This is a genomic window from Cellvibrio sp. QJXJ (genome assembly GCF_024452345.1).
GTDB lineage: Bacteria > Pseudomonadota > Gammaproteobacteria > Pseudomonadales > Cellvibrionaceae > Cellvibrio.
Map to the genome: position 1 here is coordinate 2007897 of NZ_CP101662.1, position 22370 is coordinate 2030266.

The following is a 22370-nucleotide window of genomic DNA, read 5'->3' on the forward strand; positions in this document are numbered from 1 at the left end:
AAAACAAAAACACCAGCCGAAGCTGGTGTTTGTGAACATCAAAAACGAGACGATTTATTTAACCACGCGCAAGCCCGGTCGTTTGGCGGGAGGAGTGTCACCCGAGGGTACAGAACCGCCTCCCGTCGACACAGGAGTCGGCCCACTGGGCGGCGGCGGTGCAGGATTAACTTCCGGCTCGAACATCATACCCTGCCCATTTTCACGAGCATAAATTCCTAAAATTGCACCACAGGGAATATAGAGATTATTGACCACCCCACTAAAGCGCGCATTAAACGATACGGCAGTATTATCCATAAAAAAATCTTTAATCGCCGAAGGGGAGATATTCAGAATAATTTGTCCCTCCTTGTTGACGTGTTGCTGCGGTACTTGGGTACCGGTCACATGGGCATCAACCAAAATATGTGGCGTGCAGTTGTTATCTAAAATCCATTCATAGACGGCACGTAAAAAATAAGGACGACTGGACGTCATGGACATAAGTGTTTCCTTGGTCTGATCAGGGCTAAACAAATTGCAATTTACCTTGTTTTGCCAAGAGCTCAAACAAAAAGGGCGACCTAAGTCGCCCTTTCCGCTGTTATTTACTGCGATCAGTGAATCTCTCTCCAGAACTCGCGGTTCAGGAAGTAAACAAAGATAAACAGAACAATCAGAAAACCTAATACGTAATAACCAATCGCTTCGCGCTTAACTGCCGCAGGCTCAGCTACATACTCGAGGAAATTCACCAGATCATACATCGCTTGATCAAACTCGGCAGTAGTCATAGTGCCCTTTACCTTGCCCTCGACCAATGCACCGCAATGCTCATCCATTTCCACTTCACCCAAGTCGTTACGCGCCGCGCCACCATGGTGATTCAGTTTAGGACCGGCACCGCATTCCAGCAGCCCTTGCGGACCAATGAGCACGTGCGGCATACCAACATTAGGAAATACGCGGTTGTTGACACCCCACGGACGGGTATCATCCTTGTAGAAGTTGCGCAGGTAGGTGTACAACCACTCTGGCGAACGCGAGCGCGCTACCAGGGTCAAATCCGGCGGTGCAACACCAAACCAGACTTTGGATTGCTGTGGTTTCATAGCAATTTCCATCAGCTGACCGATACGCTGACCACTAAAAATCAGATTTTCTTCCATCAAGTTATGCGGAATATCCAAGTCATCCGCAACACGCTCGTAACGTGAAAACTTGGCAGAATGGCAGCCCATGCAGTAGTTGATGAAGTATTTGGCACCACTTTGCAAGGATTCTTTGTTATGTAAATCCGGCTCCATCTTGTCGCAAGGTATGGCACCGCAGGCAAATGCCCCACCTGCTGCGACCGCTTTGATGGGCACAATCATCAGAATCAGGAACAGCGCAAAACCACCAAGCACAACAATCGCAGGCAAACCTTTCGCTTGGGTACGGGTCGGTTCAACCAAGTCTTTATCGCGTGCTGCCAGTAAAGGCAATACTGCAAAAATTGCTGCTAATGCGAAGCAGAGAACCAACAATAATGCAGGCACATCCCCACCAATGTAATCAACTCCCATCCAGGCGAAGATGACGGCAAAAACACCGCACACAATCCATGACGCCATGGACTTGGCTTTTTCCGGGCTAGTAGTTGTCCAAACTGGCATAGTCAGAAAGTAAGCGAAATAGAAGGTAGTAGCGATTTGCGACAACAAGGTTCTGCCGTCGGTAGGTGCCTTAACCCCCAGATAACCCAAGATCACGAACATAGCTGCGAAAGCAATTAACATCACACGCGGAATATGACCGCGGTAGCGCATGGATTTAACCTTGCTGCGATCAAACCAAGGCAATACAAACAAAAGTGCAATCGCTGCGCCCATCGCCACAAAACCAAGCAGTTTTGCAGTCAATACCATTGGCCCAAGTTCGATTTGCAAAGTCACTGCACGCAACACCGCATAGAAAGGTGTGAAGTACCAGACAGGTGCGATGTGCGTCGGTGTTTTCAGGTTATTCGCTTCTTCAAAGTTGGCATACTCCAGGAAGAAGCCACCCATTTCCGGCATGAAGAACATGATGAAACAGAAAGCAAACAAGAAAACAGTGATACCAACCAAATCATGCACTGTGTAGAAAGGATGGAAAGGGACACCATCACGCGGTATGCCGTTCTCATCTTTGTTCTTTTTAATTTCAACACCATCGGGGTTGTTTGAACCCACCTCGTGCAGCGCCAGGATATGCATCACTACCAGCGCCAGCAATACAATCGGTAGCGCCACAACATGCAACGCGAAGAAACGGTTCAGGGTAATACCAGAAATAAGGTAGTCGCCGCGGATCCACTCCACCAATCCTTCACCGACGACAGGAATTGCACCAAACAAGGATACGATTACCTGTGCGCCCCAGTATGACATTTGACCCCAGGGTAATACGTAACCCATAAAGGCCTCTGCCATCAGCACCAGATAAATAGTCATACCAAAAATCCACACCAATTCACGTGGTGCTTTGTATGAACCGTACATCATGCCGCGGAACATATGCAGATAAACAACAACAAAGAATGCCGAGGCACCGGTAGAGTGCATGTAGCGAAGAATCCAACCGTAATCCACGTCGCGCATGATGTATTCAACAGAAGCAAATGCACCTTCTGCAGATGGGTTGTAGCTCATAGTCAACCAGATACCGGTCACCAATTGGTTAACCAATACCAGCAGTGACAGAACACCAAAGAAATACCAGAAGTTGAAATTCTTAGGCGCATAGTACTTACCCATGTGGGTATCCCACGCGCGCTGTACTGGCAGACGCTTATCAACCCACTGCCACAAACCTGTTAACCAATTCATATCAAGCCTCCTGATCTTCGCCAATCACAACTACTGAGTCGCTCTCATAACGGTGAGGAGGAACTTCCAGGTTGAGAGGAGCGGGCACACCGGAATAAACACGACCAGCAAGGTCATATTTGGAACCATGACAAGGGCAAAAGAAACCACCCTGCCACTTATCGCCACCTAGATCAGCAGCTCCCACATCCGGGCGGAACATAGGTGCACAACCAAGATGAGTACAAATGCCCAGCAAGATAGCGAATTCTTTGTTAATCGCTCGCTCAGGGTTTTGTGCATAACTTGGTTGCATGGTTTCTTTGGATTCTGGATCCAGCAGTACACCCTGCTCTTCCACTGTTTTCAGGCTATCTAATGCAGCCTGGGTGCGGCGCACAATAAATACCGGTTTGCCACGCCACTCTACAGTGACCATCGCGCCCGGCTCTATTTTGCTAATGTTGTATTTAACCGGTGCACCAGCAGCTTTAGCTTTGGCACTGGGACTCCAGGAGCCCACGAATGGAATTGCTGCACCCACCACGCCGACCGCCCCCACTGCACAAGTGGCACCGATCAACACGCGACGGCGTGTTTTATTTACTGCGTCATTACTCATGACGAATTCTCCCCTAACAGCTTTAACGGCTAGCAAATCGCCTCACATCGCCCCACAACCTGATACTAAGGCTTATACGAAGTCTGGCGACAAAGGATTATTGGGTGACTCAAGAAAAGGCGGGCAATCTTAATGAATTAACACGCGGCTTACAAGAATAACCACACTTATATAGTGGGTTATAGGGGTGCAATTTTAGACATAAAAAAACGCCCAAGCCAGCAAAGACTTGGGCGTTTTTGATGATCATCAAAAACGCCCAAGCCAGCAAAGACTTGGGCGTTTTTGATGATCATCAACCAGCAGCACAAAAAGCTGCTGGAGAAAACCATTAACGCTTGGAGAATTGTGGCTTCTTACGCGCTTTACGCAGACCCACTTTCTTACGTTCAACTTCGCGTGAGTCGCGAGTTACGTAGCCAGCTTTACGCAACTCACCGCGCAGGCTCTCGTCATACTCCATCAGAGCACGAGTCAGACCATGGCGAATAGCGCCCGCTTGACCAAAGCTACCACCGCCAACTACGGTGACATTTACATCAAACTTTTCAACCAAACCAACCAACTCCAGCGGCTGACGCACTACCATGCGTGCTACTGGACGACCGAAATATTCATCCAAAGGACGATCATTTACAGTGATGGTACCTGAACCAGCGGTAATGAACACGCGCGCGGTAGAGGTTTTGCGACGGCCGGTGCCGTAAAATTGTGCAAACATGTCAGCTCCCCTTAGATGTTCAGTTCTTTAGGTTGCTGAGCAGCATGTGGATGCTCATTACCTGCATAAACTTTCAGTTTTTTGAACATAGCACGACCCAGTGGACCCTTCGGCAACATACCTTTAACGGCAGTTTGAATGGTGCGCTCTGGCGCTTTCTCAATCAACTTTTGGAAGCTGATAGATTTAATGCCACCCACAAAACCAGTGTGCGAGTAGTAAATCTTGTCAGTTGCTTTACGGCCAGTCACGCGCACTTGAGCAGCGTTGATTACAACGATGTAATCGCCGGTATCAACGTGTGGAGTGAATTCTGGCTTATGCTTGCCACGCAAACGCGAGGCGATTTCCGCAGATAAACGGCCGAGTGTTTTTCCCGCCGCATCCACGATGAACCAGTCTTGAGAGACAGATTCTGCTTTGGCAATATAGGTCTTCATGTTATTCCTGCCTAATCGGATGTGGATACTAAATAGATGTACATAAAAATCCCCTAAAACAGGGAGGCGGCATACTACACAGCCAATGCTTGTATTTCAACCTATATTTATGCTTATTCTGGCCGATGCGGACGAGCCAAGTAGTCATGACTCTGCATTTCCAACAGGCGACTAACCGTGCGCTGGAATTCAAAATCCAGCTTTCCAGTAGAATAAAGGCTAGCCAAAGGCTGTTCGGCCGAAATCACCAACTTCACCTGACGGTCATAAAATTCGTCCACCAAATTCACAAACCGACGCGCCTGATCGTCATTGGCACGCCCAAGACCCGGCACATTACTAAGGATAACTGTGTGCAACTCACGCGCCAGCTCGATGTAATCATTTTGCGAGCGAGGCCCATCGCACAGCTCGACAAAATCAAACCAGGCAATACCTTCGCCGAGATGGCGCGCGCGAATCATGCGCCCTTCAACCTCCAGCTCTACATCATCCTGCAGCACTGCACTGGCAGGTAACAAGCTCTTGAAACTACACATCAGGCTTTTATCGGCAGCAGCATCAAGTGGCGAGTGATACAACTCCGCCTGTTCCAGAGCGCGCAACCGATAATCCACACCCCCATCAACATTCACTACCAAGGTGTGCTGATTTAACAAGGCAATAGCAGGCAGAAAACGCGCACGCTGCAAACCGTCTTTATATAAGCCATCCGGAACTATATTGGAGGTCGCAACCAGCGTTACGCCGCGCGCGAACAACTCCTCCATCAAAGTACCAAGAATCATTGCGTCGGTAATATCCGAGACAAAAAATTCATCAAAACAGATAACACGCGCCTCGCTCGCAATAATATCGGCGACTTTTTTAAGCGGGTTCTTTTGCCCATCCAACTTTTTAAGCTCCGCATGTACCCGTCGCATGAAGCGATGAAAGTGCGCGCGTAATTTTTGTTCAAAAGGCAAGCTCTCAAAAAAATTATCCATTAGATAGGTTTTACCGCGCCCTACCCCACCCCAAAAGTACAGACCACGCACCAGCTTGCGTGAATCACCACCCTTGAGCCGTTTTAGAAAACTGCCCAGCGCCGATTGCTGCTGCTCTTCACGCCAAGTTACCAGCAACTCCTCATAGAGATGCTGCAGATGCTGAACAGCCAGCTCCTGTGCAGGGTCATGGCGAAAATCTGGCCGAGTTAAATCGCGCTGGTAGCGCGCCATAGGTGATAGGGAAACTGAAGAATCCATCATGGCGATTGTCATACTATGTTTACCCATTGCCGCTCAATCACCACACTCAAATCCGCCTTGAGTGCTGTTAAATATCCATGGAAAAAATGCCCAGCCTGCGGGTAGCGAACCAGCTCAACCATACCCTGCAATTCACCAACCCATTGATAGACACCCTCAGCAATAACACGCTCATCTACATCACCCTGCACAACACAAACTGGACAGCCGAAGCGCCCATCACGCGCGTAGGGATACCGTTCCACCGGCGGGGCAATCAAGGTTAGGTGCTGCAATTTTGGGACTTGATAACTAACCTGCGCCGCAACAGAAGAACCAAATGAAAATCCAGCCAGGAGTAAGGGTGCACTGGGGAACTGCTGATTTACCCACGCAACAACCGCCAACAGATCCTCTCGCTCACCGATCGCATTATCAAAATCGCCTTCGCTTTTCCCCACACCGCGAAAGTTGAAGCGTACCGCATGAACCCCTAAATCGCGGTAGACACGCATGAGTGTTGTTACCACTTTATTATCCATAGTGCCGCCATGCAGTGGGTGTGGATGGCATATGATCGCCACTGCTTGGCGCGCCGCAAATACACCCCCGTCATCAGCAGCGTGGATCATCACCTCCAGATGACCACAAGGTCCGGGAATCAAAAGCGCCTGCTCTTTGGCAAAAGGAAAAGTCATGCAATACCTCTAAATTCAGTGCGAGTTCGCACATGGGCAATAATTTTTGCCCATTTTAATGAGAAAATGGACTTATAATAGATTTATTGGTGCTTCTGGCAGCATATTGTCAGAGCGACGCCCTTGTTCAGTAGGAGATAGCTGTGTATTCACTTAGTACCCTTATCATCAGTGGCTTGGTTTGCCTGCTCGCCGGTGGTGGCCTTACCGCCCTAATTATGTATACGTTTCGCGCCCAGTTATTGGGGCACAATCTTGAGCAGCGCCTACATCACGCTGAAACCACACTACAAGCTTATCAACGCGACGTTGCCGAACACTTTGCACAAACATCGCAATTGGTGAACAACCTGACTCAATCCTATCGTGAAGTGCACGAACACCTTGCTAGCGGTGCGCTAAAGTTGGCAACACCCGCCATCAGCCGCCAGATACTGGATTCCGCCAATAGTGGGTTGGGCGGCAATACTAAATCCTACATCAGTGGGCAGCATATCGAACCGCCCCGCGACTGGGCCCCCAAAGCACCAGGCACCAAAGGCACACTCAGCGAAGACTACGATTTGCGCGATGACCCGGTAGATAGTTCTCGCTTGCCCACAGAGTCCGCAGATGATTACGACTTTGACGGCAAAGCGAATCGATACTAAAAATTAATATCTGCATCTAACGGATTATTTAATGCATAGCTCCCCATTGAGTTCACACACAGGATGTCGAACAAAAGTAAAACCCCGCATCTAGCGGGGTTTTTGTTGGCCTGACAAATACCGCTCGACGGAGACACCCTTGATTCTATTAAAGCGCTTGCTGCAGTTTATAAGCTGGCCGATTACCGCAGGCGTTATTATTGCGTTACTTGCTCTTCTCTTATTTCCCCAACTACGTGGCAACAACGCACCAAAACCTGATGAACAAAAACACACTCTAGGCGTAGTTTCCTATGCAGATGCAGTCAGTCGCGCCGCCCCGGCTGTAGTGAATGTTTATACCGAAAAGCGTGTTGTACAACGCTATCAAAACCTATCCAACAACCCATTTTTTCGCCATCTGTACAACAACTCCAATACTCCCCAGCAAGAGCGCATGCAAAAGACGCTTGGCTCGGGAGTGATTGTCGATAACTCTGGGTTAATTCTCACCAATAATCACGTTATTAATGGCGCTGATCGGATTTCCGTATTGCTCTACGATGGGCGCGTAACCAATGCAGAATTAATTGGAATGGATGCGGACAATGACTTGGCAGTCTTGAAAATCCAGCTAGATGGCATCAGCGCCATCACCTTGGGTAACTCAAACAACGTCCGTGTTGGCGATGTCGTTCTGGCGATCGGCAACCCGTTTGGCGTTGGTCAAAGTGTTAGCCAAGGAATAGTAAGCGCTACCGGCCGCTGGAATGTGGGAATCAGCGAAGAAGCTTACCGCGAAAACTTTATCCAAACTGATGCGGCAATAAACCCAGGTAATTCTGGCGGCGCCTTGGTTGATGCCTACGGGAATCTTATTGGAATAAATACCGCTGTACTGGATGAGTCAAATACCTCATCCGGAATCAGTTTTGCTGTCCCTGCCCAAATAGCCATGGAGAGCCTGCGCCAAATCGCCGAACATGGACGTGTGATTCGCGGCTGGTTGGGTATAGAAGGTGTACCGCACCCACGCTACAAGGGCATTGTAATCTCGGGGATTTATCCCAACGGTCCGGCACATATTGCAGGCATTCACCCCAATGACCTACTTACGCACATCAATGGCGAAGAAATTCAGGACGCACGCCAATGCATGGAGCTGGTCAATAAATTAGCTCCGCAATCCAAAGTTAAAATCCGCCTCATACGCGAGGGCAACCCCATAGAAGTTGAAGCCATAGCCGGTGAACGGAGCAATACTCAAACCAAAACATAAAAGCTAAAAAAATATAAAAAATGGGCACTTAAGTGCCCATTTTTATTTCATCGCTATCAACAAATAATTAATCGACAATCCGGTATTCCGCGGAGCGCGCATGCGCTTCCAGATATTCACTACGCGCCAGTACTGATGCTGTCTTCGATAACACTGATGCACCCGCTGCCGAACACATAATAATTGAGCTGCGCTTTTGGAAATCGTACACCCCCAGAGGCGATGAAAAACGCGCTGTACCCGACGTGGGCAATACGTGATTGGGGCCAGCGCAATAATCACCGAGTGCTTCCGGAGTAAAACGCCCCATAAAAATGGCACCGGCGTGACGCACCTGCGGCAACAACGATTCTGGATCAGCAACCGACAACTCCAAATGTTCCGGTGCAATGCGATTACTCACCGCAATGGCTTGCTCCATATCGGCAACTTTAATTAATGCGCCGCGATTTTTTAATGACACACTCGCAATAGTTTCGCGCGCCAGCGTTGGCAATAAACGTTTGAGCGAGGCCTCCACTTTATTTAAATAATCGGCATCCGGGCACAGCAAAATTGATTGCGCCTGCTCGTCATGTTCCGCCTGACTAAATAAATCCATCGCGATCCAATCCGGATCGGTCAGGCCGTCACACACCACTAAAATTTCTGAAGGGCCGGCGATCATATCAATCGCCACCTGACCAAATACTGCTCGCTTGGCGGTAGCTACATAAATATTGCCGGGGCCGACAATTTTATCGACCTTGGCAATAGTTTCTGTGCCATAAGCCAGTGCCGCAACCGCTTGCGCGCCACCAATAGTAATGACGCGATCTACACCGGCGATTGCCGCCGCTGCCAATACCATCGGGCTTATGTCGCCATCGGGCGCAGGTACCACCATGGTTAATTCATCAACGCCAGCAACTTTCGCTGGAATAGCATTCATCAATACCGATGAGGGGTAAGACGCTTTGCCGCCGGGCACATACAAGCCCACACGCTCCATCGCTGAAATTTGTTGGCCGAGCACAGTGCCGTCGGCTTCAGTGTAGCGCCAGGAACTTTGCAACTGATGCTGGTGATAGTTGCGAATACGCTCAGCCGCAATTTCCAATGCGGCGCGCTGCTCGACGCTGATTTGAGTCAGTGCATGCTGCAATTGCGCGGAAGTAACCACAAAATCGTTAATGCTCTGCGCCGAGCGGCGATCAAACTTATTAGTGAATTCCACTACCGCTGCATCACCACGGGTTTTTACCTGCTGCAAAATATCATCGACCACTGCTGCAACACGGGTATCGCTTACCGATTCCCACGCGAGCAGCTGATCCAAACGCTGATTAAAATCGCTTTGGCTTGCATCCAAACGGGTGATGATAGATTCAGACATGGAATTCTCTTTTAAAAAAACCAATAACAATGTGAACTAAAAAAATAATAGGTTGATCATGCAGCCGATCCATTACAAATACCCATTGGCATTTGCAATGGACGGTATAGAAAACTAATCGACCGCTACGGCGGTAGCGATATGATCGATAATGGTTTGGATTTGTACGTGTTTCATTTTCATTGAGGCTTTATTCACGATCAAACGTGAACTGATATCTGCAATAAATTCACGCGGCTCCAAACCATTGGCGCGCAGGGTATTGCCGGTATCGACAATATCCACAATCTCATCAGCCAGATTCATAATCGGTGCCAATTCCATCGCACCGTAAAGCTTGATGATATCCGTCTGGCGACCTTGTGATGCGTAGTATTGTTTGGCGATATTGACGTACTTGGTGGCAACACGGATACGGCCAGCAGGCAGTGATTCGCCCTTCACCCCGGCAGTCATCAATTTGCAGCGTGCGATATTTAAATCAAGCGGCTCATACAGGCCTTCAGCGCCGTTTTCCATCAAGGTATCTTTACCCGAGATACCCATATCCGCCGCGCCAAATTGCACATAGGTGGGCACATCGGCGCCGCGCAACAACAGCAGCCGCACATTGGCCTGGGTGGTGTCGAACACCAGTTTGCGGCTTTTTTCCATATCTTCGAGCGGCTCAATACCGGCAGCGGCCAGCAGGGGCAAAGTCTCTTCCAGAATGCGCCCTTTAGTGAGCGCAATAGTCAGGGTTTGGCTCATGGCATCCACCTTCTTACGAACCTTTAACACGGCGCACACTGGCGCCAATGTTTTGGAATTTTTGTTCAATCGCCTCGTAACCGCGATCGATATGGTAGATGCGGTCAATCAATGTTTCGCCGTCAGCAACCAGACCGGCAATCACCAAACTCGCCGAGGCGCGCAGGTCCGATGCCATTACCGGCGCCGCTTTCAAACGCTCCACACCGGTCACAATGGCCGTGTTGTGTTCCAGCTCGATATGCGCGCCCATACGGTTCAATTCGGCCACCTGCACCAAACGGTTTTCAAAAATCGTTTCAGTGATATGGCTAACCCCTTCAGCCACCGCATTCATCGCCATAAATTGCGATTGCATATCGGTGGGAAACGCCGGGTAAGGGGCGGTTTTCAAACTGACGGCTTTAGGGCGCTTGCCGTGCATATCCAGTGTGATCCAATCCTCGCCCACGGCGATATCGGCCCCCGCTTCCTGTAACTTTAAGATCACCGCTTCGAGAATATCGGCGCGGGTATGGGTCAATTTGATGTTGCCGCGTGTTGCAGCAGCAGCCACCAAATAAGTGCCGGTTTCGATGCGGTCAGGCATCACACTGTATTCACAGCCATTCAATTTTTCGACGCCGTAAACGGTCAAGGTCGATGTACCTATACCTTCAATTTTTGCGCCCATGGCGACCAGCATATTAGCCAGGTCGACAATTTCCGGTTCGCGCGCGGCGTTTTCCAGTACGGTTTTGCCCTCAGCCAACACAGCGGCCATCAGCAAGTTTTCAGTGCCGCCCACGGTGACCATATCCATCAGGAAATGACAGCCCTTCAAACGGCCATTGGAGCGAGCGCGAATATAACCACCATCAATTTCGATGCTGGCCCCCATAGCCTCCAAGCCGCGCAAATGGATATCCACCGGGCGCGAACCAATTGCGCAGCCGCCAGGGAAGGACACATTAGCCTCGCCGTAGCGTGCAAGCAGCGGCCCGAGCACCAGAATCGAGGCACGCATGGTTTTTACCAGCTCGTAGGAGGCGGTATAGGAGTTGATAGTATTAGGGTCGACAATCACCACATGCTCACCCTGAATCTCGATAGTCAGGCCAAGGGTGCGCAGTAGCTGCACCATGGTGGTCATGTCTTTTAAGTGTGGAACATTGGTGAGGCGCACCTCACCATCGGCCAATATAGAGGCCGCTAAAAGCGGCAAACCGGCATTTTTAGAGCCTGAAATACGAATTTCACCAGAGAGCGGCCCGCCGCCCGAAATCAAAAACTTATCCATTGCCAACCTGAAATTAAAAGAAGATGCACCGAGGCAAAAAAGCGGAATAGCCGACTAATAATCGCTATAGCCACCGAAATGAGCGAACAAGACTGCAGCCGGAATTACTGCTGGGCCTGCCACTGCTCGGGGGTAAACGCCTTGATATAGTCCACCGCATGGATACTGCGATCGGCAAACTGGGCGCTGAGTGTAGACAACACCAACTGCTGTTTTTTAACAGGAGTCAGGCCAGCAAAAGCCGGGCTGACAATCACCAAACCTATATGATCGCCCTGCACCTCTACGGATTTCACATCACACTCAGGGATTTGGCTTTCAATCAGGGCTTTAATTTGTTCGGCTTGCATAATATTTTCCGATAATGGCTGGTTCGCACCCGGCAGTCACAGGCAGTGAACAGCCTTGGGCGAACATAATCTAGCGATAAGTAAATAAGGCGCGGAGTTTACCGGAATGTCGCCCATATCGCACTTAAAAATCCGCTCCCTGAAATGCAAAACCCCCAGTCGGGGCTGGGGGTTGAGGATAAAAAGATACTGAGGTCAGATCACAAATCACGCATCAACAAGCCAGTTGGCAATCACCTGATCAATATCACCACCATGCTTCTTCAAGCCGGCCTTGAACTGACCGCTAAATGACTGCCCAAGATTTACCCCATTGAGAACCACATTGATGAGCTTCCACTCGCCAGACTTGCCCTGCACCATAGTGTAATCAAGCTTGTGACTAGTGCCTTCAGCCATTACTTCTTGCTTTACTACAACGCGCTTGGCGTTTTTGGGATCGGTCACCACACCCGCGAGTGTAACCTTGCTATCTGCATAGCCGAGAATGCCTTTAGCCAGAGATTTCACCATGCCATCTTTAAACACTTTCAGGAACTGCGTCCGTTGCGCGGGAGTGGCCTTGCTGTAGGTGGACTTGCCCATCACTGAGGCAGCAATGAAAGGGAAGTTAACCACTTCATCAAGTACCTTTTCTACCTGCTTGAAATAGATATCGTCTGCGGTTTTAGCCGCATTTTTTTCCTTAACCAAACCGAAGAGTTCCTGTGCAACCGACTCTACAATAACTTTCGGCTCTTGATTCGCGTCAGCTGCTTGGGCAACTGTATGGACGCCGAATAATAAAAACGTGCTTAGAACAGCACCGGATATTTTGGTAAGCAGATATTTCATGGTAAAACCTTCCATTAAGTCAGATGAATTCATTCAAGTTTGCCCTGAGCCAGACTAAGGTGACCGAAACTCGGACAGCGCTAGTTCCTTATGGTGCCATTCTTTTTAAGGACATTGTGGGTGTGGCGATTTATTGAACCAAAGGGGAGGTTAACTTAACCTGAAGGCGCAGCGAGCAGGTTTGCGCGGCGGACTATAGCATTTTGATCTGCCGCTCGATAACCGCTAAAGCGGAAAAAACATCGCAGCCCCTCGCCTTGGCGAACATGACCGCTATAATGCCCTCCCGCTTTTTGGAATAGTCACATGGCCAGTTTTGATTATCTTAGCTCTGCATTACGCACTATCCGCCTTGAAGCAGAAGCCGTTAACGCATTAAGTGAGCGCATCGATGCCAACTTCACCCGTGCGTGCGCGTTGATAATGGCCTGTAGCGGCAGAGTTATAGTGACCGGCATGGGTAAATCCGGTCATATTGGCAAAAAAATCGCAGCCACACTGGCAAGCACAGGCACCCCTGCCTTTTTTGTTCATCCCGGCGAGGCAAGTCACGGTGATCTGGGCATGATCACCAAAAGTGACATAGTGCTGGCCATTTCCTATTCCGGCACATCCAGCGAAATTGTTACCCTGTTGCCACTATTAAAACGCGCGGGAATCAAAATTATCAGCATGACCGCCAATGCCCAATCCACATTGGGCGAAGTCGCTGAAGTGAACCTCGACATCAGCGTAGTTCACGAGGCCTGCCCACTCGATTTAGCCCCCACCTCCAGCACCACCGCCACACTGGTAATGGGCGATGCTCTCGCCATTGCACTGCTGGAAGCACGCGGTTTTACCGCGGAAGATTTTGCCTTCTCTCACCCCGGTGGTGCACTGGGACGCAAACTACTGCTGCGCCTCTCAGATGTCATGCATACCGGCGGTGATATACCGCGCGTCTCCCCTGAAACACCGCTACTTGATGCATTAATGGTGATGTCAGAAAAAGGCTTTGGCATGACAACCGTCATGAATAGCGATAATGAACTGCTTGGTATATTTACCGATGGCGATTTACGCCGCAGTATTGATCGCGGTGTAGATGTGCGCAGCGCTAAAACATACGAGTTAATGAACACCACCCCCAAAATTCTCCGCGAGAACATGCTCGCCGCCGAAGCATTAGCGGTAATGGAAGAAGCAAAAATAAACGTACTACTGGTCAGCAACGAACAAAAACAGCTTGTCGGTGTCGTAAAAATCAATGACTTGTTGCGCGCGGGCATCATCTAACGTGCAATTGCAGCACCACCAGGAACAGAGCATGAACTCAGAATTACGCGAGCGCGCCATACAGATCAAACTTTTATTGTTAGATGTGGATGGCGTACTTACCGACGGCCGCCTCTACTTCAGCAATAGCGGCGAAGAATTTAAATCATTCAACACATTGGACGGACAAGGGATCAAAGCCCTGCAGAAAACCGGCGTTAAAGTAGGGATTATTACTGGACGAACCAGCAACCTGGTTGCCAAACGCGCCAACGATTTGGGAATCGAGATTTTAGTACAAGGCCGCGAAGACAAGTGGAATGCACTACAGGAAATACTCCAGCATCACAGCTTTGCCTTGCATGAAATTGCCTTTATGGGTGATGACTGGCCGGATCTTACCGTTATGACACGGGTCGGCCTTGCCTTCACTGTGGCCAACGCCCATTTCAGTGTTGCCCAACGCGCGCACTGGCAAAGCAGCGAACGCGGTGGTGAAGGTGCGGTGCGCGCAGCTTGTGATCTTATAATGCAAGCACAAAATACCTTTGATACCGCCTTAAATACCTACCTCACTGGAAGCACTCACTAAATTATGGCCCTATTACAGCGCATCCAGCGATTACACCAGCATATTCCGGGCCCCTGGCTAGTCGCCTTTGCCTTGGTGGTGGTGTTTTTTGCCTTTTCACTCAGGCACAAAGACGACATTCAACCTGGCCAATATGAGTCCAGCGGTTTTCCCCAGTACTACATGAAATCCGTGGAGACACGCGAATACAGTCCAGAGGGAACACTTCGCTATCAACTAACGACACCACAAGTAACCCATTATCAAATCAGCGCAGACGGCCCTTCGGAGCACGATTACACACTCTTTGAACAACCCGCCATGGCTTTTTACGATAAAGACGCTACTGCGCCCTGGCTAGTTAATGCGCGCGAAGGTAAAAGCCAACTCAATGGTGAATTCATCCGGCTGCAGGACGATGTCGTGATTCAACAACAAACCAACTCCAATGGTGTTGTACGTATCACCACCAGCCTACTGGACCTATTCCCAAAGACACAATTCGCGCGCACCGACAAAGCTGTTAAGATGCGCAGCGCAAAAGGCCAGATGTCGGCCCAAGGCATGGAAGCAGACTTCGCCAATAGTCAGCTTCAGTTAAAGTCCCAAGTTAAGGCCGCTTATGAACCGCGCTAAATCACTGCTTAAAATACTTCCCCTGCTCGCGGGCTTATGCTGTTCGGTGACAGCTTGGGCGTTACCAAGCGACAAAAATGAAACTATCCGCGGCTCCGCTGACAACCTGACCGTTGATCAAAAAAACGGGGTGGCAACTTACACAGGCTCGGTTGAGATCCGCCAAGGCTCACTCATTATCAATGCCGACTCAATCATCATCCACACCAACAATGAAGGTGGCGTGGAAAAAATGATCGCCACTGGCAGCCCTGCGAAATTCCAGCAACAGCCGGAAGCAGAACAAGGGGTAGTCACCGCATCCGCCAAACAAATTACCTACACCCCCAACAATGAGCATTTACTACTCATTGAAGATGCTTCCGTTGAGCAAAATGGTGCCGTCATGAGTGGCCCACATATCGATTACGATCTGGTCAAAGAAGTGATGAAGGCAGAAGGCAACAACACTGGCGAAGGACAACGAATAGAGATAGTCATTCCCCCTAAATCCGCGAAACCAGAAGACCTGCAGGCCCCCTCATCCACAGCCAATAGCAACTGATTCCTATGCCTAGTTTGCACGCGCGACACCTCGCCAAGAGCTACAAAAAACGTAAAGTGGTTATCGATGTCTCTATCACAGTAGAGAGCGGCCATATTGTTGGGCTCCTGGGCCCTAATGGCGCCGGAAAAACCACCTGCTTTTATATGATCGCCGGTTTAGTACCGGCAGATAATGGCAGCGTATTAATTGATGATCGCGATATCACCCAACTGCCAATTCATGGACGCGCACGTGCCGGTATTGGTTATTTGCCACAAGAAGCATCCATTTTCCGCAAACTTACCGTCGCCGATAACATTATGGCGATCCTTGAGACTCGCAAAGACCTGAATCGGGAAGCACGCGCAGAAAAACTGGAAGCACTGCTAAACGAATTTCACATCACCCATATTCGCGACAGCCTTGGCATGGCACTCTCAGGTGGTGAGCGGCGCCGGGTAGAAATCGCCCGCGCACTGGCGACAGACCCTAAATTTATCCTGCTCGATGAACCCTTTGCGGGTGTTGACCCGATTTCGGTTAACGACATCAAAGAAATAGTCCGTCACCTCAAAGATCGCGGGATTGGCGTTCTTATTACCGACCACAATGTACGCGAGACCTTGGACATCTGCGAGACTGCCTATATCGTAAGCGAAGGGCACATTATTGCCGAAGGTGATGCCGATACAGTGTTGAGTAACAGCAAAGTCCGCGAAGTCTATCTGGGCGAACACTTTCGCCTGTAAGTTCAACAAACTCTTTAACTACCCGACAAACAACTTGACAAGTAATATTATTTGGCTACTAGGCATAAAGCTTGCTTAAGTATGTTGCTTGAAGCGCAAACCCTGACTAAACTCCACCTAACAGATGTTTTCCATCCCGCGTTAAATAAGGGTTTGTTGCTACAACAATGAAACAATCTCTCCAGCTTAAACTCGGCCAACAGCTGACAATGACTCCCCAACTGCAACAGGCGATACGTCTTTTGCAGCTCTCCACGCTGGATCTTCAACAGGAAATCCAGGAAGCGCTCGAATCCAATCCCATGCTGGAAGTTGAGGAAGGTTTTGACTCAGCAACTACCAGCAGCGATTACGAAGGCAGCGCGGACGATAAGATTGATTACACCCGCCAGCAGGAAATTGCTGCAGAATCCGGCACCGACAATAGCGCCGACTTCAGTGCCAGCGACAATTTCTCGTCATCAACCGCTGATAACTTCAACGAACCAGGCTACGGCGAATCTGAAAGTTTTGGCGAGGGCGAAAGCTTTAGCGATGGGGAATCCTTTGGTGATAGCGATGTCTATGGTGAAGGCGATAGTTTCAGCGCCGACAGCGGTGACTGGAGCGACTCGATTCCCAGCGATTTACCGGTAGATACCAGCTGGGACGATGTTTACCAAACCTCATCAACCGGCAGCTCCAGCAACTACGACAATGAAGACAATGATTTTGAAAGTCGTCGCGCCGTTACCGACTCACTCTATGATCATTTGATGTGGCAACTCAATTTAACGCCCATGTCAGATCGCGACCGGGTGTTAGCGATGGCAATTATCGACGCGGTTGAACCCAGCGGCATGCTGTCTATTACCATCGAAGAAATATTCGAAGGAATGCGTGGCGATTTTGAAGAGCTGGAACTGGATGAAGTTGTTGCAGTTCAACACCGGCTGCAGCAGTTTGATCCCTGCGGTGTGTGCAGCCAAAACTTATCTGAATGTTTATTGGTGCAGTTACAACAGTTTGACCCCAAAACACCCTTTTTGGATTCGGCAAAATTAATCGCCAAACTTTACTTGCCTATATTGGGTAGTCGCGACTACCGTCAGTTAATGCGCCGCACCAAACTGAAAGAGGCCGAGTTGAGCCAGGCCATCACCCTGATCCAAAGCCTAAACCCTCGCCCAGGCGATATTATTGCCAGTGGTGACACGGAATATGTAGTACCGGATGTGTTCGTTGAAAAGCGCGATGGCCGCTGGATTGTTGAATTAAACCCGGAAATTGCACCGCGCCTGCGTATCAATTCCAATTATGCCTCCATGGTAAAGCGCGCGGACTCGAGCAGCGACAACACATTTCTCAAGGATAATTTGCAAGAAGCCCGCTGGTTCCTGAAAAGTTTACAGAGCCGCAATGAGACTCTGCTTAAAGTAGCCAGTTGTATTGTGGAAAAACAACGCGGGTTTCTCGATTACGGCCCCGAGGCTATGAAGCCGCTGGTGCTGCACGATATTGCTGAAATTGTTGAGATGCATGAATCCACTATTTCGCGGGTAACCACCCAGAAATATATGCACACACCGCAGGGTATCTTCGAACTGAAATACTTTTTCTCCAGCCATGTTAGTACCGATAGCGGCGGCGAGTGCTCTTCAACAGCGATTCGCGCAATTATTAAAAAGTTGGTGAGTGCGGAAAACCCCAAAAAACCGTTGAGCGACAGCAAAATCACCGACCTGCTCGCGGAACAGGGAATTCAGGTAGCGCGTCGTACCATTGCAAAATATCGCGAGTCGCTGAATATTCCACCCTCTAATGAGCGCAAAACCATTTAATTATCATTAACCGGTTATAAATACGAAATTCGGAAGAAAATCACGGACGAGCTGTTAGGTTGTGCTGATCACAACCATTTTGTTTCTATCGAGAGGAAGTATCTATGCAAATAAACATCAGTGGTCATCATTTGGAAGTTACCGATTCGCTGAAAGACTATGTCAGCAGCAAAATTGAGCGCCTGAGCCACCACCACGATCGCATTACCAGTACTCACGTCATCCTCTCCGTCGACAAGTTGATTCAAAAAGCAGAAGCAACCATCCATGTCAGCGGCAAAGATTTGTTTGCGGATGCCACTCACGAAGATCTGTACGCAGCAATTGATTCATTGGCCGATAAGCTGGATCGCCAATTAATTAAGCACAAAGAAAAGATGCGCAGTCATCGCTAACCCACCCTGGAGGCAGCGAGATCATCTCCGCTCACTGCCTCAACAATTGAGAGATTCCTGGTAATCACCTCCTACCATGCAAATTCAAAATCTTATTAGCCCCGGCCGAACCTTGTGTGCCGTTGAAGGCGGCAGCAAAAAACGTGCTCTGGAACTACTGGCCAACGCCATCGCACAGGATGTTCCTGGCATTGATGCCGATGAGTTATTTCGCCGTTTGATTGGTCGCGAGCGACTTGGCTCAACCGGTATAGGACACGGCATTGCCATTCCGCATTGCAGGGTTGAAAACTGCAGCGGCACGATCGGTGCACTCCTGACATTGGCTGACCCGATTGACTTTGATGCCATAGATTCCCAGCCTGTGGACATTCTCTTCGCCATGTTAGTGCCCGAAGATGCTCATGATGAGCACCTACAAACACTGGCCGCTCTGGCTGGGGCGCTGAATAATGCTGACTATCGCCAGCGTTTGCGTGCTGCCGATAGCGATGCCGCACTTTATCAGGTCGCTATAGCGCCTTAGCAGGTCAATACCATGCACCTCGTGATTGTAAGCGGGCTTTCAGGCTCAGGAAAAAGTACCGCCCTGCATGTCCTTGAAGATGTGGGCTTTAACTGCATCGACAATCTACCAGTCAGCCTGCTACCCGCGCTGGTTGCACAAATACAAATTCATAAAGATGACCAACAGCGTTTTGCAATCGGCATTGATGTGCGCAACGCCTGGCAGGATCTGAATATATTCCCGCAGATGATAAGTACGCTGAAAGAAGCGCACCTGCCATTTCAAACCCTGTTTCTGGATTCTCAACCCGCCGTACTTATCCAACGTTTTAGCGAAACCAGGCGCAAGCATCCGCTGTCGGATAAACACACCAGCCTTGAGGAATCCATCGCCGCAGAGCAGCAGCTGCTTGAGCCTATTCGCGATTGTGCCGATCAGGTCATAGATACCAGTCATTTAAATTTGCACGAATTGCGCGACTTGGTAAAAGAACGTGTTGTAGGCCGCAGCGAATCGACGATGGCAATTTTGTTTGAATCCTTTGGCTTCAAACATGGTATTCCGGTAAACGCCGATCTGGTATTTGACGCACGTTGCCTTCCCAACCCCCACTGGAAACCTAACCTGCGCCCGCTTACCGGCAAAGATCAGGATGTAATCGAATTTTTGGAAGAACAGATTACCGTCAAAGAGATGTACGACGATATCGAGCACTATTTGGCACGCTGGCTGCCGCGCTATCAGGCGAACAATCGTAGTTACATCACCATTGCGGTGGGATGTACGGGTGGCCAGCACAGGTCTGTTTACCTGGCAGAAAAGCTACAACGCTATTTTGACCAGAGTTTTAGTGATGTTCAGGTTCGACATCGCGATATCAATAAACACAAAAAACATTAAATCATGGCAATTGAAACTCTCGACATCATTAATAAACGCGGACTGCATGCGCGCGCTGCCGCGAAACTTGCCACCTTAGCCAACCAGTTTCAGGCTAAGGTGCAAGCGCGGGTGAGCGACGGCATGTGGGCCGATGCCAAAAGTGTTATGTCATTAATGCTTCTTGCCGCCAGCTGTGGCAGCCGCCTGGAAGTGAGCACAGAAGGTGATGATGCCGAGGCGGCAATGACTGCCATCCGTGCACTCATCGCTGATCGCTTTGAAGAAGGCGAATAAATACTCTATTGTTAATCTAAAGCGGTTGTTACTACCGCTTGAGTGCACTAAGCTGCGCGACCTTTTACATCGTTTCCCTTTTTATCGGCAATCAATTGGCAGATAAATCTGCACACCAGCCGCTACTCACCCGATCAATACAGATATTTTTATGGTTTATAACTACGACGACATCAATCCCGATGACTACATCCTCAGCAAATCGCAGGTCAAACGCGATATGCATGCACTGCAAGCGCTGGGTGAAAGTCTCATTGATATGAACGAAAAGCAGCTCGCCAACATTCCCCTGAGCGACACCATGCTGGATGCAATTTACATTGCGCGCAAACTCCCCCCCAAAGAAGCACGTCGTCGCCAGATTCAATACATTGGCCGTTTGATGCGCGAGGGCAATCACGAGGAGATCAAAGCAGCGGTTGATAAAATGCAAAACCGCAGCGATCAATACGTGCATCGCCAACACCAGATCGAACGCTACCGAGACTTGCTGATTGAAGGTGACAAACAGATATTCCAGACACTGGTAACATCCTGCCCAGGTCTTGATGTACAACATTTACGCCAACTGGTCCGCGCTGCGCAAAAGGAGCGAGAGGAGAACAAACCGCCAGCCAATGCACGCAAACTGTTCGGTTTCATTCGCGATCAACTCGCTGCACAAGACTGAGACTGCCCATAATGAAAAAGCCCGGACATGATCCGGGCTTTTTCATTATGGCAATTGGAATTACATCAGGGCGCATTGGCCGCATCAATCGCGTCATTCACCTCTGTTGGCGACAAAATCTTAGGGCCGGCTGGCGGTGGTGCTGTGAAGGTATCACTGCTGTTGATCAGCTTGCTGCTGTCTATACCTGCCCCACTACCCAAAGCATCGGCCACCGCTTTTTTCAGCACAATAATGGCGATGCGGCGGTTAATGGGTTCATTCGGGCGATCCACCAGAAAGGGAGCGGCTGAGCCCATACCCTGAACGGTGGCTACTTTTTCTTCCGGATAAGATCCCTGCAACAACGCGCGGCGCGCGGCATTGGCGCGATCAGCAGATAACTCCCAATTAGTGTAGGTAGCTCCAACACCGTAAGGTGTTGAATCTGTATGGCCAGTGATGCTGATTTTGTTTTGCACTTTATTGAGGATAGGTGCAAGGGCGTTCAACACATCCACCGAATAAGGTTTGAGGTTGGCACTTCCCACATCGAACATCGGCCGCTGATCCTTATCGACGATCTGGATGCGTAAACCCAACGCGGTAAAATCGATGAGGATCTGATCCTTAATTTGTTGGAACACCGAATCGAGCGCGTTAATCTCCGTCTCCAGTTGTTTTTTCAGTTCTTCCAGCTGCTCATTTTCAATGCGCTCCATTTCCTTTTTAAGCTGCTCTTCATTCACATCCTGCGCGGGAGCCTCTTGGGCTTCAGTAGGGGTAGAAGGTTGCACGGGCTGGTCCAAGCTGATCAAACCGGGGTTAGCACCGCCCTCGCCCACCACATAGGGGCTACCCGGATCCACAAAATAACCAGAAATGGCCTTTTTTTCCTCTGGTGTAGTACTACCCAATAGCCACATCAACAAAAAAAACGCCATCATCGCCGTCATAAAGTCGGCGAGCGCAACCTTCCATGAACCACCATGATGACCATGGCCATGGCCCTTTTTCTTTTTGATGATGATGGGTTGCTGAGCTGAATTCTTTTCCATAAAAAA

The 22370-nt window shown here is 49.6% G+C and carries 26 protein-coding genes; 13 read left to right on the forward strand and 13 right to left on the reverse strand.

Features of this window, described 5'->3' with window-relative positions:
* Window positions 1-54: 54 nt before the first annotated feature.
* From NNX04_RS08710 to NNX04_RS08740, 7 genes are all read right to left on the reverse strand, one after another.
* The gene (locus NNX04_RS08710) at window positions 55-486 is read right to left on the reverse strand and encodes a ClpXP protease specificity-enhancing factor (RefSeq protein WP_007643187.1); all 432 of its coding nucleotides are present in this window, start codon (window positions 484-486) and stop codon (window positions 55-57) included.
* A 113-nt stretch (window positions 487-599) separates the two neighbouring features.
* Window positions 600-2834: a ubiquinol-cytochrome c reductase gene (locus NNX04_RS08715; RefSeq protein ID WP_261948163.1), complete on the reverse strand. Its 2235-nt coding sequence runs from the start codon at window positions 2832-2834 to the stop codon at window positions 600-602.
* Window position 2835: 1 nt separating this feature from the next.
* A complete protein-coding gene (gene petA, locus NNX04_RS08720) occupies window positions 2836-3435 on the reverse strand; it encodes a ubiquinol-cytochrome c reductase iron-sulfur subunit (RefSeq protein WP_007643191.1) in 600 nt (199 codons plus the stop codon).
* Between the two features lie 331 nt (window positions 3436-3766).
* Window positions 3767-4156 carry a 30S ribosomal protein S9 gene (gene rpsI / locus NNX04_RS08725; RefSeq protein WP_261948164.1) on the reverse strand — a complete coding sequence of 130 codons (390 nt, stop codon included), beginning with the start codon at window positions 4154-4156 and terminating at the stop codon, window positions 3767-3769.
* Between the two features lie 11 nt (window positions 4157-4167).
* Complete coding sequence (gene rplM / locus NNX04_RS08730; RefSeq protein ID WP_007643196.1) at window positions 4168-4596, reverse strand: 50S ribosomal protein L13; 429 nt, start codon at window positions 4594-4596, stop codon at window positions 4168-4170.
* Between the two features lie 113 nt (window positions 4597-4709).
* Entirely contained in the window at window positions 4710-5873 is a 1164-nt protein-coding gene (gene zapE / locus NNX04_RS08735; RefSeq protein ID WP_261948165.1) for a cell division protein ZapE, read from the reverse strand.
* Window positions 5855-6523: an alpha/beta hydrolase gene (locus NNX04_RS08740; protein ID WP_261948166.1), complete on the reverse strand. Its 669-nt coding sequence runs from the start codon at window positions 6521-6523 to the stop codon at window positions 5855-5857. The genes zapE and NNX04_RS08740 overlap by 19 nt, the downstream gene beginning before the upstream one ends.
* Window positions 6524-6666: 143 nt before the next feature.
* Between NNX04_RS08740 and NNX04_RS08745 the strand changes: the two genes are divergently transcribed.
* Window positions 6667-7173: a YhcB family protein gene (locus tag NNX04_RS08745; RefSeq protein ID WP_007643206.1), complete on the forward strand. Its 507-nt coding sequence runs from the start codon at window positions 6667-6669 to the stop codon at window positions 7171-7173.
* Between the two features lie 139 nt (window positions 7174-7312).
* Window positions 7313-8431: a S1C family serine protease gene (locus NNX04_RS08750; RefSeq protein ID WP_261948167.1), complete on the forward strand. Its 1119-nt coding sequence runs from the start codon at window positions 7313-7315 to the stop codon at window positions 8429-8431.
* Window positions 8432-8498: 67 nt separating this feature from the next.
* On the opposite strand, the gene hisD is transcribed toward NNX04_RS08750, so the two are convergent.
* From hisD to NNX04_RS08775, 5 genes are all read right to left on the reverse strand, one after another.
* The gene (hisD, locus tag NNX04_RS08755; RefSeq protein ID WP_261948168.1) at window positions 8499-9806 is read right to left on the reverse strand and encodes a histidinol dehydrogenase; all 1308 of its coding nucleotides are present in this window, start codon (window positions 9804-9806) and stop codon (window positions 8499-8501) included.
* 114 nt (window positions 9807-9920) lie between these two features.
* Window positions 9921-10556: an ATP phosphoribosyltransferase gene (gene hisG / locus NNX04_RS08760; protein WP_151058748.1), complete on the reverse strand. Its 636-nt coding sequence runs from the start codon at window positions 10554-10556 to the stop codon at window positions 9921-9923.
* Between the two features lie 13 nt (window positions 10557-10569).
* Complete coding sequence (murA, locus tag NNX04_RS08765) at window positions 10570-11835, reverse strand: UDP-N-acetylglucosamine 1-carboxyvinyltransferase (protein WP_007643210.1); 1266 nt, start codon at window positions 11833-11835, stop codon at window positions 10570-10572.
* A 104-nt stretch (window positions 11836-11939) separates the two neighbouring features.
* Window positions 11940-12185 (reverse strand): BolA family protein, encoded by a 246-nt coding sequence (locus tag NNX04_RS08770; protein WP_007643211.1) that lies wholly within the window; start codon window positions 12183-12185, stop codon window positions 11940-11942.
* Between the two features lie 207 nt (window positions 12186-12392).
* Window positions 12393-13052, reverse strand: coding sequence for an MlaC/ttg2D family ABC transporter substrate-binding protein (locus tag NNX04_RS08775; protein WP_261948169.1), 660 nt, complete (start codon window positions 13050-13052; stop codon window positions 12393-12395).
* 273 nt (window positions 13053-13325) lie between these two features.
* Between NNX04_RS08775 and NNX04_RS08780 the strand changes: the two genes are divergently transcribed.
* The 11 genes from NNX04_RS08780 to yjgA all read left to right on the forward strand — a co-directional run bounded on the left by NNX04_RS08780 (window position 13326) and on the right by yjgA (window position 21327).
* Window positions 13326-14297 (forward strand): KpsF/GutQ family sugar-phosphate isomerase, encoded by a 972-nt coding sequence (locus NNX04_RS08780; RefSeq protein ID WP_007643215.1) that lies wholly within the window; start codon window positions 13326-13328, stop codon window positions 14295-14297.
* A 31-nt stretch (window positions 14298-14328) separates the two neighbouring features.
* Window positions 14329-14868, forward strand: a complete 540-nt coding sequence (locus tag NNX04_RS08785) for a KdsC family phosphatase (protein WP_261948170.1) — start codon at window positions 14329-14331, stop codon at window positions 14866-14868.
* A gap of 3 nt (window positions 14869-14871) precedes the next feature.
* The gene (lptC, locus tag NNX04_RS08790; protein ID WP_261948171.1) at window positions 14872-15483 is read left to right on the forward strand and encodes an LPS export ABC transporter periplasmic protein LptC; all 612 of its coding nucleotides are present in this window, start codon (window positions 14872-14874) and stop codon (window positions 15481-15483) included.
* The gene (lptA, locus tag NNX04_RS08795) at window positions 15470-16027 is read left to right on the forward strand and encodes a lipopolysaccharide transport periplasmic protein LptA (protein WP_007643218.1); all 558 of its coding nucleotides are present in this window, start codon (window positions 15470-15472) and stop codon (window positions 16025-16027) included. Before lptC ends, lptA begins: the two co-directional genes overlap by 14 nt.
* A 5-nt stretch (window positions 16028-16032) precedes the next feature.
* Window positions 16033-16758 carry an LPS export ABC transporter ATP-binding protein gene (gene lptB, locus NNX04_RS08800; RefSeq protein WP_261948172.1) on the forward strand — a complete coding sequence of 242 codons (726 nt, stop codon included), beginning with the start codon at window positions 16033-16035 and terminating at the stop codon, window positions 16756-16758.
* A 167-nt stretch (window positions 16759-16925) separates the two neighbouring features.
* A complete protein-coding gene (locus NNX04_RS08805; protein WP_151058756.1) occupies window positions 16926-18578 on the forward strand; it encodes an RNA polymerase factor sigma-54 in 1653 nt (550 codons plus the stop codon).
* 104 nt (window positions 18579-18682) lie between these two features.
* Window positions 18683-18973, forward strand: coding sequence for a ribosome hibernation-promoting factor, HPF/YfiA family (hpf, locus tag NNX04_RS08810; protein ID WP_007643222.1), 291 nt, complete (start codon window positions 18683-18685; stop codon window positions 18971-18973).
* Window positions 18974-19049: 76 nt separating this feature from the next.
* Entirely contained in the window at window positions 19050-19499 is a 450-nt protein-coding gene (gene ptsN / locus NNX04_RS08815; RefSeq protein ID WP_007643223.1) for a PTS IIA-like nitrogen regulatory protein PtsN, read from the forward strand.
* 12 nt (window positions 19500-19511) lie between these two features.
* On the forward strand, window positions 19512-20381 hold the full coding sequence (rapZ, locus tag NNX04_RS08820) for an RNase adapter RapZ (protein WP_040392346.1): 870 nt from the start codon (window positions 19512-19514) through the stop codon (window positions 20379-20381).
* 3 nt (window positions 20382-20384) lie between these two features.
* On the forward strand, window positions 20385-20657 hold the full coding sequence (locus tag NNX04_RS08825) for an HPr family phosphocarrier protein (protein WP_261948173.1): 273 nt from the start codon (window positions 20385-20387) through the stop codon (window positions 20655-20657).
* A gap of 151 nt (window positions 20658-20808) precedes the next feature.
* Entirely contained in the window at window positions 20809-21327 is a 519-nt protein-coding gene (gene yjgA, locus NNX04_RS08830) for a ribosome biogenesis factor YjgA (protein WP_261948174.1), read from the forward strand.
* Between the two features lie 65 nt (window positions 21328-21392).
* Here yjgA and motB read toward each other — a convergent pair whose 3' ends face one another.
* Complete coding sequence (gene motB / locus NNX04_RS08835; RefSeq protein WP_261948175.1) at window positions 21393-22364, reverse strand: flagellar motor protein MotB; 972 nt, start codon at window positions 22362-22364, stop codon at window positions 21393-21395.
* Window positions 22365-22370: the final 6 nt, after the last annotated feature.